This window comes from Halopiger djelfimassiliensis (assembly GCF_000455365.1).
Classification (GTDB): Archaea; Halobacteriota; Halobacteria; order Halobacteriales; family Natrialbaceae; genus Halopiger_B; species Halopiger_B djelfimassiliensis.
This window is the reverse complement of record NZ_HG315684.1, coordinates 1,077,839-1,088,944: the sequence shown is the minus strand read 5'-3', so window position 1 is coordinate 1,088,944 and position 11,106 is coordinate 1,077,839. Positions and strand designations below refer to the sequence as shown.

Sequence of the window (11,106 nt, the reverse complement as noted above, 5' to 3'; positions counted from 1 at the left end):
GATGCGACCTCGCGGGAATCCCCCAGGGTCCCCGCCGACCGCCGGACTCGAGCGGGCCGGTTCGGCACGACCGCCGAACGCGACCCAAACACGCACCTCGGACGCGCCGCTATCCGTGTCGAGCGAACGGAATGTCGTGCGAGACGTTTATGTCTCGGGAGCGGGTACGCAATCATGGCTTCGACCTTACCGGGTTGGAAGCCACGTCTCGGGTGTTCTGGCACCCGGGGCATTTCAGCGCATGCCCCCTGCGACGGTTCTGGAGACGGTAGCTTCCGGGGAGAACTAACACGTATAGTGACTTATATCTACTGACGATCGGGGAAAAACCATCCCTGCCGCGCGAGCCACCCGCGCCGCACTTACCTCGAGGCCGACGGGACGGGTTGGCTCGAGACCGACGGCTCGAGTCGCCGTCGTACGGACGATTGGGCGGAAAGACACATCGTGGGCGAAGCGACAGACCAAACGAGGCTGCTCGGTGTTTCGTCGATAGACAAAAGCCCTTTGAGAGACCCGCGCGGAGATACTGTCGATGGATCACGGCTCTCCCGCTGTCGTTTCGCTCCCCGAACTCTTCGGCTCGGAGCTACTCACGTGGATCCTCATCGGCGTCCTCGCCTACTGGCTCGGGATCATCGCGCTTCGGAGTGCGGACGTCTTGCCCGATTTCGTCGGGACGCAGGGTCCGATACTCACGTTCCATACCAAACGCGGTCGCGCGTTTCTCGACTGGCTTGCGGGTCCGAAACGGTTCTGGCGAGCGTGGGCCAACCTCGGGATCGGCATCGCCCTCGTCGTGATGGCGACGATGTTCGTCTTTCTCCTCCTGGCGGGGTTGTCCGCGCTTACGTCGCCACAGCCGAGCAGTGCCGTCCAGCAGCCCCGGAACGTTCTCGTCATCCCCGGGGTTAACGACTTCCTGCCGCTGTCTGCCACGCCGGGAATCGTCTTCGGCCTGCTCGTGGGACTCGTCGTCCACGAGGGCGGCCACGGACTGCTCTGTCGCGTCGAGGACATCGACATCGAATCGATGGGCGTGGCGATGCTCGCGATCATCCCAGTCGGAGCGTTCGTCGAACCGGATCAGGAGAGCAGCAACGCCGCCTCACGCGGCAGTCAAACGCGGATGTTCGCCGCCGGCGTGACGAACAACTTCGCGATCACGCTCGTCGCCTTCGCCCTGCTTTTCGGGCCGATCGCCGGCTCGATCGCCGTCGCTCCCGGGGCCGCAATCGGCGGCGTCACCTCCGGTTCCCCGGCGGACGAGGCCGGCATCGAGCCCGGCGATCGGATCACGGCCGTCGACGGCGAGCCGATCGCGGACAACGCCGCGCTCGCGGATCGGCTCGAGGCCAGCGGCGGCGACGTTACCGTCGAACTCAACGGCGAGCGGACGGTACCGGTCGAACGGTCGCTGTTCGTCACCGCGGCGATTCCCGACGGGCCGGCGGGACTGGAGATCGGCGATACGATCGTCGCCGTCGACGGAACGGATGTCTCGACCGAGCGCGACTTCTACGAAGCCGTCGGCGACGACGAGGTCGTCACGTTGACGGTCGACAAAGCCGACGGCGACCGCATCGAGCGCGACGCTCCGATCGGTGCTGCCGTCGAAATCATCCCGGACGAAGCACTGGCAAGCGAGAGCGGTCACGCGGACAAGCGGTTCGTCATCACCCATTTCGAGGGCGAGCGGATCTACACCTACGGCGACCTCGATCCCTTGCTCGACGGCCGCGAGCCGGGTGACGCGGTCTCCCTCGCGGGCTACGTCGACGGTGACCGACAGGAGTACGAGGTGACGCTGGGCGAGAACCCACGCCAGTCCGGGGACGGCTTCCTCGGCATCCGTGCCAGCCCGGGGGTTTCCGGGGCCGAACTCAACGACATCGGGGTGCAGTTCTATCCGGCCGAGGAGTACCTGACGATCCTCGGTGGGGACGGCGAGAGCAGGTTCGGCGCGATCACCGACACGTTCTTCGGGAAGATCGGAATGGCGCTTATGTTGCCGGTGTTCGGCGTCGTCGGCGCGCTCCCGTTCAATTTCGCTGGCTTCGCCGGCGGCATTCAGAACTTCTATCACGTGCAGGGTTCGCTCGGCGCCCTCGGCGACGGAACCGTCTTCCTGCTGGCGAACCTGCTGTTCTGGACCGGCTGGATCAACGTTCAGCTCGGCTTTTTCAACTGCATTCCGGCGTTCCCGCTCGACGGCGGTCACATCCTGCGGACGAGCACGGAAGCGATCGTTGCTCGCCTCCCGATCGATGCCACTCGGGGCATGGTTCGCATGGTGACCACCGCCGTCGGACTGACGATGTTCATCAGCTTCCTGACGATGCTGTTCGCGCCGGGACTGCTGGCGGGCTAACTCCGGTCGAGCGGCTCCATCGCTGTGCTCGATTGAATCACTCGTCTTCGTCGTCGATCCCGTGGCGTTCGTAGAACTCCTCGGGCGTCGCGTCGATCCGTTCGAACTCGGTGTCGAAGTAGTGTTCGTGGTGACGGACGACCTGTTCGACGACCCACTCGCTGAACGTCTCGTCGAAGTGCCACTCGCCGTCGGCTTCCGGAATAGCGAACCGGTCGTCCGTCGAAAAGGCCGCGTATACGTGGAAGAACCCGAGGATGACGTCGGCGAAATCCCGTGCCTTTTCGGTACACTCCTCCCGGCGGTCTTCGAGTTCCGCCTGTCCGTCCGCGGTGAGCTCGAAGTACTTCCGGTCTGGTTCGTCCTCGCGCTCGATGCGTTCGGCCCACCCTTTCTCCTCGAACTTGTAGAGGATCGGGTACACCGACCCGTAGGACGGTTCCCAGTGACCGCCGCTGATATCGCGGATTTCCTTCAGTATTTCGTACCCGTACCGCGGTTTCTCCTCGAGAAGCTCGAGAACGAGGTACGCGATAAGTCCTTTCGGCGGCCCACTTTTCCGCATGTGCACCGTGATTTAAACGGGCGTACGTAAAGGGTTTCGGTCGCTCCGATACCGGAGAGGACGCCGTTCCAGTAGTCCGCACGGAACGCACCGGAGAGCTCCGCGCCGAGATCGGTCAGTCGTCGGCACAGATTTCGACGAAGTTCCGCAGGATTTGCAGCCCGGTCTCGCCGCTCTTTTCGGGGTGGAACTGGGTCCCGAAGACGGTTCCGTCGTCGCTGGCGACGATCGACGGAAACTCGCGTTCGTAATCGGTGGTCGCGACCGCCGCGTTCTCGTCGTCGGGCACCGCGTAGTAGGAGTGGACGAAGTAGGCGTAGGAGCCGTCGACGCCTTCGACGAGCGGATGATCGCGACGAACCGTCAGCTCGTTCCAGCCCATGTGTGGGACCTTCTGACCCTCCGCGAACCGGACGTTCGTTCCGGGGATCAGATCGAGCCCCTGAACGGCCGACTCGCCCTCGTTCGCTCCCTCCTCGCTCGTCGTCAACAACATCTGCATGCCGAGACAGATCCCGAACAGCGGCGTTCCGTCGTCGGCGACCGCGAGGAGGTCGTCCCGGAGCGGGTCGGCGTTCTCGACGCCCTCGCGGAACGCCCCCACGCCCGGCAGGACGACGCCGTCGGCGGCGGCGAAGGCGTCGGGGTCGTCCGTGATCTCGACGTCGGCACCCGCACGTTCCAGCCCGCGCGTAACGCTTCGGAGGTTCCCCAGCCCGTAATCCACGACGGTGACGGAGGCGAGGGATTCCTCGACGTCGGACGTAACGGTGCTCATACCCGTACTCCGAACGGCGCGTTGAAGTGCATTGCCTTTCGTGCAACGCGGGCTCGAGCGACGAGACGGCGAGCGAAACCGGCGTCTCGCTCGGGGAATAGTCATTAGGTACCGGGGAACATACACGGGGTATGAGCGATACCGATCCGGAAGCCATCGTGCGGGAGTACTACGACCTCGTCGACGCCGACCGCTACGACGACCTCGTCGCGCTGTTTGCCGACGACGTCCGGTACGAGCGCCCCGGCCAACCACCCATCACCGGCCGGGACGAACTCCGGACGTTTTACGCGGACGAGCGCCCGCTTGAGGAGGGGTCCCACGAGGTTCACGATGTCGTCGTCGACGGTTCGACCGCTGCGGTCCGGGGTCATTTCTCGGGCCGACAGGGCGGCGACAGCGTCGCGTTCGACTTCGCTGACTTTCACGAACTCGAGCACGGCCACATCGCGCGCCGCTATACGTTCACTGACCGCGACGAGGTTTGACGGGATCGGCGTTCAGAACCCGTCGAGACGCGTCTGTCCGCCGCTTGTCTCGTCGAGATCCGCGAGGTCGGCCGCGCGCTCGAGTGCCTGCTCGAACGTCGTTTCCTGACTCCGATCGTACAGCGTCGCTGCGGGGTGGACACAGATCAGCACCCGGCGAAGCGTGCCGTCGATCCGGACGTCCTCGACCGACCCGGCCTCTTTGGTTACCGCGACCGACCGATCGAGCAGGTGCTCGCTGGGGACCTTGCCAAGCGTCACGATGACCTCGGGATCGAGCAGTTCGATCTCCCGCTCGAGGTACTCCCGGCAGTTCTCGAGTTCCATCCCGGTCGGGTCTCGATTCTCGGGCGGCCGACAGCGCACGCAGTTCGTGATGCGGACGGCCTCGCGATCGATCCCGACGGTCCGGAGGGCATCGTCGAGGACCGATCCACTTCGGCCGACGAACGGTTCGCCCTCGCTGTCCTCCTGTGCGCCGGGCCCCTCGCCGACGAACACCACGTCGGCGTCGTCGGGGCCGGTCCCGTTGACGATCCGACTGCGACACTCGACGAGGTCCGGACACCGGGTACACGCGGTGACCCGGAGGGCCTCCATCTCTTCCATGGTGGTGGCACAAACGGCCGCCTACTACGTTTTTCGGGTCGTCGATACTCCAATCCAATCGGCCGTCGCCCGAGCGGGACCGATCAGTCTCGGTCGCGCCGCCAGGAGTCGGCTGCCCGCGCCGCAAGGCGCGCGACTCGGAGCGGTTCCGGTCGGCCGCCCGTCGGCGTGAACGCCCGGACGACCGCGCTCGCATCGTCGACCGAGAGACCGACGCATCTGAGGTGGACGGTCTCGTCGTTGACCGAGAGCGCTCGTCGTTCGGGTAGCCGTCGATACGTCTCGAGTCGCTGTGCGAGCTGGTCGCCGGAAAACGCCTCGCGGAGGCCGGACTCGAGGCCGGGGCTGGCCTCGAACGTCACGGCGAGTACCGGCCGGTCGGCGGCCTCGTGAATCCGCGAGAGATCGAGAAGGTTGTACCACGCGGGTGCGACGGCACCGAGCAGGACGTACCGAACGTCGGGGCGCCCGAGTTCGTCGACGAGCGAAACGACGGCGTCGGTCGCATCCGTTCCGCCGATGCGACACGAGTCGTACGCGAGGCCGTCGATCACGCGGTCGGCCCGAACGACAGCGCCGGCGAACGTGCTTCGATCGCAGTCACGGTCGCCGCGGTACGATTCGGCGATGCCCAGTGCCCGCACCCCGGACTTCATCAGGTGTCGTCGTCTTTGATCTCCTGTAGCCGATCGAGTAGTTCGTCGCTCGAGGCGCCGTTTTCGAACTCGATCGTTCCGTCGTGACTGTTCTGCCCGGATTGTACCGCATCGTCGTCGTCAAAATCAGCGTCGACTTCCTGTTGTTCGGATTCGTCGTAGCTCCCGAATCCCATACAGTAACCCCTTTGGGATTGCGATTGAAAAATTCCGTGGTTGCGGGTTTATTACTGTTTATTGGCGCGCGGCCGTGACGGCACCACGGGAGCGACGGCACAGGACAGCACTATTTTGCCGCCGGACGCCGAGCATCCGCGTATGGCGGTCCATCACGTCACCGAAAACGCAGAGACGTTTACCTGTAACGCGTTCCTGGCTGTCGGGGCGGAAACGACGCTCGTCGATGTCGGCGCGTGGAGCGGCGTCATCGACGAGATCCGTACGATCACCAACGGCATCGACGCCGTCGTCGTGACCCACCAGCACAGCGATCACGTCTCCCAGCTCGAGGCCGTGGTGGACGTCTTCGATCCGGACGTGTACGCCTACGACGATCATCCCCTTCGGACCCACTCGCTCGAGGACGGCGAGACGGTACCGATCGGTGACGAGACGTTCGAGGTGGTCTACACGCCGGGCCACGCCGACGATCACGTCTCGTTCGTCTCCGAGACGACGCTGTTTTCCGGAGACGTCGTCGTCCACGACGACGGCGCGTTCGACTACGGGAGCTTCGGCCGCACTGATATGGCCGGGCAGTCCCGGGAGCGCCTCATCGAGAGCATCGAGACACTGCTCGAGCGGCTTCCCGACGGGGTCGAACACATGTACTCGGGCCACGGAAGCGTCTTCCACGGCGACGTCGACGACGTCGTCACGACGGCGCTCGAGCGGGCGGAAAAACGGGAACCGAAGTATCCGGACAAAACCGATTGACATCCTCCGTCTGAAGGCGGAGGAATAATTAGGTGTTCATCGGGACGCGGTACTGATCCGTTCGATCGGCGTCAGTCGTCGCTGGGGGCTGCTTTCGCTTCCTCGGTGATCTCCTTCGAGTTTTCGACCCAGTCATCGATGTTCTCGGCGACGTACTCCTTGCCGCCCCAGCCGAACGCGATGCCGATCGCCAGTGCAGCGGCGAGGCCGACGCCGTACGCGAACGCCGCGGCGAACGTGTGAAGGACGCCGACCTGGAAGCCCATCGTATCGAGCCCGACGACGAGGACCACGAAATACAGCAGCGTCTTCGTCGCTCCCGCAAGGAGCGGGGCAAAGCCCGTCTGCTTTGCCGCGGGCGACTCCCGGACCTGCTCGGCGGCGTAGGTCGCCACGTAGAAGCCGACGAACAGGGCCACAAGTCCCATCGCGATCGGCGGCACGTATCCGAGGACATCATGTGCCCAACTCGACAGGAGCCACGGCGACGTTCTCCCGGTCTGAATCACGATCCACTCGATCGCCGCGAGGATACCGACCAAGCCGACGTAGTACTTGACAAGTACTGCGAACGTATTCGAGACGGACTCCTCGCCATCGGAGAAGAACGCCTCGAAGGGCGTTTTCCGGACCTTCTCGTCGAGTTCGACGCGTCGACCGGCCCGTGAAACCTTCGGCTGAATCTTCCCGCCGAGGAAGAACCCGAGATAGACGATCACCGCCGCGGTGATCAGCGTCGGTACGAAGTCGATGAATTCGACGAAGTTACGTTCCATCGCTCGGCCGACGGCTGCGGCGACCACTGGCTCCATCAGCGGTCACCTCCCAGCGCCCGTTCAGTTTCAATCGTCCGTTCAGTACCAGTTTTTGATACGTTCATATTCGAGAGTTGTATCAGGGCCAATTAATACCTTTGATTTAATCCACGCTATAACGCTACTTTGAACATTCCTACATATCTGAATAATGGCTGGAAAAGTGAAAAATACTCGTTCGTAAAATAAATACGACGGGTCGAAGACTCCGCCGTGGATGGCTCCGGAACCGACGTCTCGAGGAGAAGTACGGAAGAACGGTTCGCTGATCGGTTATGCCGCGCGCGGCTCCTTGGCCTTGGGGCGAAGGTTCTTGTAGCCGCACTTGCGACAGGAGTGGGCCCGCGGGGAGTTGCGTGCGTTACAGCGCATGCAGATCATCTTCTCGAGCGACCGTTTTTCGGCAGCGTCGAAACTTGGCATGTCGCTCCGTTGGCCCGTGGTACATATAACGACTGTGGTTGGACCGCGGCGGTTCGGCCGTCGGACCGTTCGATGGGGTCACTCCTCGTCGGCGAGGTACTCCTCCTGAACCGCGACGACCTCGCTCGAGTCGGCACACTCGCCGTAGCGCCGGAGGGGTTCCTCGTTGAGCGTCAGGAACGTCTCGCCCCAGCGGAACGGTTCCAGAAGGGCTTCGGCGCGGTCGCGCTCGTCGAAGATACAGCAGGCGGCGGCCAGCGCCTCGACGGTCGTCAGCCGGAACGGTCGGCCGTAGTTGACCGGGTTCGCGGCGACGAGGAACGGCAGCGCCCGATGGACGCCGTTCATCCGGAACGACGCGGCCTCGGCGGACTCCCACGAGCAATCGAGCGCGACCAGCGTCCCCAGTCCCTCCTCGGCGTCAGCCGGCGAGAGCGCCCGCTCTGCGTGAGGGTTGAGAACGACCCCGTAGGGCACCCGCCCCATCGACCGGTGGAGAACGGCCTCGTCGAACCGCTCGAGGCGGCGCGCGGTGCACTTGTCCGGATCGTCGTCACCCTCGTAGTAGACGTGACACTCCACGTATAGGGATAGGCGAACCGGAAAGAAAAGGGCCGCGGAACGGGGCTGTTCCCGCCGTGAGTGCGGCGGCTACGACTCGTGGATCGCTTCGCCGCGGTTGAGTCGGGTTGCGATCGCAAACGTCTGCTCGGCTTCCCGGCGCGTCGGGAAGTGCGCGGCCATGTAGCGGGCAGTCGCGATCAGCGGGACGCGACGTCGCCGCTCTCGATCGGGGTGTCGAGCCGCCGTCTCTCGTTCGAACCGCCGAAGCGCCGCTTCGAGGTTCTGAAGCGTATGGAAGCCGGCGTCCTCGCGTACCAGCCCGTGTCCGAGCGTCCGTTTCAGCGCCGCCGGATCGCCGCCGCAGTCGAAGAACTCGGCGACGAGGCGGCCGGCTTCGTCTACCCGGCCGTCGGCGTCGAACGTCTCGAGCAGGTCCGCACGGATCGCGTCCGGGTCCCGACCGCTGTCGTTGTCGCCGGGTTCCGGAATCGGCGCTGGCGGCGTGTTGAGGAACCGATCGAGGTAGACGCTCATCGCCGCCTCGAAGACGCCGCGATAGCACTCGATGGCGTCGGTTCGGCGCGCGAACCCGTGGACAGCGTTGGCGTACGTGAACGTGTGGTGGACGGTGTTCCAGTCGCTGAACTCGTTTGCGGTGCCGAACCGGGCGACGCGCGTGGCCGCGGCGTGGGCGACTTCGGCCGCGAGCGTCTCGGTCGTCGCACCCCCGCGAACGGCGTCGGCGAGTACATCCACGATGGCCTCGGGATCGTCCCCGAGCAGCGTCTCCTGAACGTCGACCGGCGGCGACCACGTCCGGTCAGCCCCCGCGGCCGCCAGCGACTCGAGGCCGCCGGTCGCCGAAATCCCCCCGCCGTAGACGTCCTCGAGCAGGGCGACGAGGTCGATCGGCTGTCGCCACGACGACTGCTCGTCGCTTCGGGTGGCGGTTACCAGCGGATCGACGAGGCTCGCGAGCGTGTCGTCGGCGTGGCTCCGGTCCACGTGCTCGAGGCTCTCGAAGGCTTTGTTGGCGAAATCGAGCACGTGGCCGCTCGAGAGGTAGGGGTGGTCGGTCGCCGCGGCGACGACCAGTTCCGCGAGTTCGGACTCCGAACGGCCCGCTGCCACGGCAGTTCGGAGACACCGCTTTGCACCGGCGGCGTCGCGAACCTCGATGCAGTCTCGAAACCACGATTTCAGCCGATCGAACGCGACGTCGCGGGTCGAAAAGGAGGGCTGATCGAAGTTCGGCGCTTCGCCCGCACAGTCGTCGGCCACGTGGCGAACGCCGGTGTACAGCGCGCGCTTTCGGTCCTCTGGCTCGAGATCGTCGACCAGGTTCGCCATACATCCAAGGATCGTGAGTCCGGGTCCCCACCCCGACTCGCGGTACCGCGTGCCGAACTCGAGGGCCGTCGCCATCGGCTCCCGGTAGTCGACGTCGGCATCAAGCAACCCGATCGTCGATTTCGCGACGACGAGGCGGAGGTTCTCCTCGAGGCCGGTCTCGAGGCGTTCGGCCCAGTGCTCCGCGGGCGGCAACTCCCGGGGCGGGTTCGGGTTCACGTAGACGGTGTCGTCCCGAACGTCGACGGGATAGGTCCGAACGTCGTCGGCCCACGGATCGAACGTATCGCCACAGGAGAGTTCGAACCGCGCGTGGTGCCAGTGGCAGGTCAGGATGCCGTCGTCGACGGTGCCCTCGACCAGCGGAAAGCCCATGTGCGGACAGCGGTTGTTCACGGCTCGGACCTCGCCTTCGTGGTGAAACACGGCAAGCGGCGTGCCGTCAACGCTCACCAGCTTTCGGCCTTCCGCCTCGAGTTCGTCCAGCGAAACGGCCGCGTGGAATTCGTCCATCGACATAGGCTACCAGTCATCGAACTCACACCTAAACGTTCGCTGAACGCAGTTATTGTATGGTGGTTGATTGGTGTTTCCCTCCTATCGAACGAACCGGCGATGACGCTGCCCGGAATGACACGTTTTTGCCGGTCGCGTCGAAACGGTCGGAATATGGACCCGGCCGCCCTCGTCCGACAGTACTACGATGCCCTCGACGAACACGAGTACGACGCGCTCGAGTCGATACTCGCCACCGGATTCGTCCAGCGCCGGCCCGACCGGACGTTCGAGGGCCGCGACGCGTTCGTTCGGTTCATGCGCGACGAGCGTCCGAATCCGGAGACGACCCACGAACTGGCCGCCGTCGTCGACGGCGACGAAGCGGTCGCCGTTCGCGGTCGCGTCCTCGATTCGGGAACCGAACTGTTCGAGTTCGCCGACTTCTTCACGATCGAAGACGGTCGGATCGCCGGGCTCGAGACGTACTCGCGGTGAGAACGTGACGCTGTCTCAACAGAAGTACACCCAGTACTCGTGTCCGTTCGGACACGTCACCGTCGTGTAGTCACCGAACGCTGCGACGGAGCGGCTCGGTTTCAGTTCGACGTCGTCGTGGGGCACCACTACGTTCGTCCGTTCCCTACAGTGGGGACACTCGATTTCTTCCGTTACTGGTCGTTGCATCCGACATCACCATGTGGTAGCATGTCACGGGAGGAGATAACTGCTTCTCAGGGAAACCGACCCGAATGCAGCGTGTCCGTCTGAGCCGTCGACGCCGTTCACGCCGAACAACTGTTCGGCCCGAGTTCCAGTTCCGTTCGCTCCTCGGGCGGTTCCGACGCGGTCCCGCGGTTCAGGTCGATGATCGCCCCGTAGTTCGCCGGCTTCTCGCCGGCGTCGGCCATCCGCTCGACGAACTCGTCTTCCGAGAGCGCGAGCAGATCGATCCCGGTTCGGGCCGCGCCGACGGTGGTCGCGATCGGCTCGCCGGGCGCGCCGCGTTCGAACTCGCCGTCGGCGGTGACGGTGACGTGGCCCGGCAACACGGTG

14 protein-coding genes and 1 pseudogene are annotated in these 11,106 nt (G+C 64.7%); 4 read left to right on the top strand and 11 right to left on the bottom strand.

The window, feature by feature from the left end:
• Positions 1-535: 535 nt before the first annotated feature.
• Positions 536-2,371: a site-2 protease family protein gene (locus TX80_RS05435; protein ID WP_049921982.1), complete on the top strand. Its 1,836-nt coding sequence runs from the start codon at positions 536-538 to the stop codon at positions 2,369-2,371.
• A 37-nt stretch (positions 2,372-2,408) separates the two neighbouring features.
• On the opposite strand, the gene TX80_RS05430 is transcribed toward TX80_RS05435, so the two are convergent.
• Complete coding sequence (locus TX80_RS05430; RefSeq protein ID WP_049921981.1) at positions 2,409-2,936, bottom strand: PadR family transcriptional regulator; 528 nt, start codon at positions 2,934-2,936, stop codon at positions 2,409-2,411.
• A 115-nt stretch (positions 2,937-3,051) separates the two neighbouring features.
• Positions 3,052-3,714 (bottom strand): imidazole glycerol phosphate synthase subunit HisH, encoded by a 663-nt coding sequence (hisH, locus tag TX80_RS05425; RefSeq protein WP_049921980.1) that lies wholly within the window; start codon positions 3,712-3,714, stop codon positions 3,052-3,054.
• A 131-nt stretch (positions 3,715-3,845) separates the two neighbouring features.
• Between hisH and TX80_RS05420 the strand changes: the two genes are divergently transcribed.
• The gene (locus tag TX80_RS05420) at positions 3,846-4,202 is read left to right on the top strand and encodes a nuclear transport factor 2 family protein (protein WP_049921978.1); all 357 of its coding nucleotides are present in this window, start codon (positions 3,846-3,848) and stop codon (positions 4,200-4,202) included.
• A 12-nt stretch (positions 4,203-4,214) separates the two neighbouring features.
• On the opposite strand, the gene TX80_RS05415 is transcribed toward TX80_RS05420, so the two are convergent.
• From TX80_RS05415 to TX80_RS05405, 3 genes are all read right to left on the bottom strand, one after another.
• On the bottom strand, positions 4,215-4,811 hold the full coding sequence (locus TX80_RS05415; protein ID WP_049921976.1) for a uracil-DNA glycosylase: 597 nt from the start codon (positions 4,809-4,811) through the stop codon (positions 4,215-4,217).
• An 83-nt stretch (positions 4,812-4,894) separates the two neighbouring features.
• Positions 4,895-5,467 carry an endonuclease dU gene (locus TX80_RS05410; RefSeq protein ID WP_049921975.1) on the bottom strand — a complete coding sequence of 191 codons (573 nt, stop codon included), beginning with the start codon at positions 5,465-5,467 and terminating at the stop codon, positions 4,895-4,897.
• On the bottom strand, positions 5,467-5,643 hold the full coding sequence (locus TX80_RS05405) for a DUF5786 family protein (protein ID WP_049921973.1): 177 nt from the start codon (positions 5,641-5,643) through the stop codon (positions 5,467-5,469). Before TX80_RS05405 ends, TX80_RS05410 begins: the two co-directional genes overlap by 1 nt.
• 142 nt (positions 5,644-5,785) lie before the next feature.
• On the opposite strand from TX80_RS05405, the gene TX80_RS05400 reads away from it, so the two are divergent.
• Positions 5,786-6,403, top strand: coding sequence for an MBL fold metallo-hydrolase (locus tag TX80_RS05400; RefSeq protein ID WP_049921972.1), 618 nt, complete (start codon positions 5,786-5,788; stop codon positions 6,401-6,403).
• A gap of 71 nt (positions 6,404-6,474) precedes the next feature.
• Here the strand turns inward: TX80_RS05400 and TX80_RS05395 are convergent, their stop codons facing one another.
• The 4 genes from TX80_RS05395 to TX80_RS05385 form a co-directional block, all read right to left on the bottom strand.
• Complete coding sequence (locus tag TX80_RS05395) at positions 6,475-7,215, bottom strand: mechanosensitive ion channel family protein (protein ID WP_049921970.1); 741 nt, start codon at positions 7,213-7,215, stop codon at positions 6,475-6,477.
• A 276-nt stretch (positions 7,216-7,491) separates the two neighbouring features.
• Positions 7,492-7,641, bottom strand: a complete 150-nt coding sequence (locus TX80_RS18515; RefSeq protein WP_081661443.1) for a 50S ribosomal protein L40e — start codon at positions 7,639-7,641, stop codon at positions 7,492-7,494.
• A gap of 78 nt (positions 7,642-7,719) precedes the next feature.
• Entirely contained in the window at positions 7,720-8,223 is a 504-nt protein-coding gene (locus TX80_RS05390; protein ID WP_049921969.1) for a DUF367 family protein, read from the bottom strand.
• 69 nt (positions 8,224-8,292) lie between these two features.
• Positions 8,293-10,074 (bottom strand): Rieske (2Fe-2S) protein, encoded by a 1,782-nt coding sequence (locus TX80_RS05385; protein ID WP_049921968.1) that lies wholly within the window; start codon positions 10,072-10,074, stop codon positions 8,293-8,295.
• Between the two features lie 150 nt (positions 10,075-10,224).
• Between TX80_RS05385 and TX80_RS05380 the strand changes: the two genes are divergently transcribed.
• Positions 10,225-10,548 carry a nuclear transport factor 2 family protein gene (locus TX80_RS05380; protein ID WP_049921966.1) on the top strand — a complete coding sequence of 108 codons (324 nt, stop codon included), beginning with the start codon at positions 10,225-10,227 and terminating at the stop codon, positions 10,546-10,548.
• Positions 10,549-10,563: 15 nt separating this feature from the next.
• On the opposite strand, the gene TX80_RS19325 is transcribed toward TX80_RS05380, so the two are convergent.
• Entirely contained in the window at positions 10,564-10,737 is a 174-nt protein-coding gene (locus TX80_RS19325; protein WP_195893037.1) for a hypothetical protein, read from the bottom strand.
• 98 nt (positions 10,738-10,835) lie between these two features.
• Positions 10,836-11,106, bottom strand: a pseudogene (locus TX80_RS05375) (MBL fold metallo-hydrolase); the annotation flags it as partial.

Coding starts and splice junctions, on each gene's coding strand:
- TX80_RS05435 (WP_049921982.1), top strand. CDS start 536: ATGGATCACGGCTCTCCCGCTGTCGTTTCGCTCCCCGAACTCTTCGGC.
- TX80_RS18515 (WP_081661443.1), bottom strand. CDS start 7,641: ATGCCAAGTTTCGACGCTGCCGAAAAACGGTCGCTCGAGAAGATGATC.
- hisH (WP_049921980.1), bottom strand. CDS start 3,714: ATGAGCACCGTTACGTCCGACGTCGAGGAATCCCTCGCCTCCGTCACC.
- TX80_RS05430 (WP_049921981.1), bottom strand. CDS start 2,936: ATGCGGAAAAGTGGGCCGCCGAAAGGACTTATCGCGTACCTCGTTCTC.
- TX80_RS05415 (WP_049921976.1), bottom strand. CDS start 4,811: ATGGAAGAGATGGAGGCCCTCCGGGTCACCGCGTGTACCCGGTGTCCG.
- TX80_RS05410 (WP_049921975.1), bottom strand. CDS start 5,467: ATGAAGTCCGGGGTGCGGGCACTGGGCATCGCCGAATCGTACCGCGGC.
- TX80_RS05385 (WP_049921968.1), bottom strand. CDS start 10,074: ATGTCGATGGACGAATTCCACGCGGCCGTTTCGCTGGACGAACTCGAG.
- TX80_RS05400 (WP_049921972.1), top strand. CDS start 5,786: ATGGCGGTCCATCACGTCACCGAAAACGCAGAGACGTTTACCTGTAAC.
- TX80_RS05420 (WP_049921978.1), top strand. CDS start 3,846: ATGAGCGATACCGATCCGGAAGCCATCGTGCGGGAGTACTACGACCTC.
- TX80_RS05405 (WP_049921973.1), bottom strand. CDS start 5,643: ATGGGATTCGGGAGCTACGACGAATCCGAACAACAGGAAGTCGACGCT.
- TX80_RS05380 (WP_049921966.1), top strand. CDS start 10,225: ATGGACCCGGCCGCCCTCGTCCGACAGTACTACGATGCCCTCGACGAA.
- TX80_RS05395 (WP_049921970.1), bottom strand. CDS start 7,215: ATGGAGCCAGTGGTCGCCGCAGCCGTCGGCCGAGCGATGGAACGTAAC.
- TX80_RS19325 (WP_195893037.1), bottom strand. CDS start 10,737: ATGCAACGACCAGTAACGGAAGAAATCGAGTGTCCCCACTGTAGGGAA.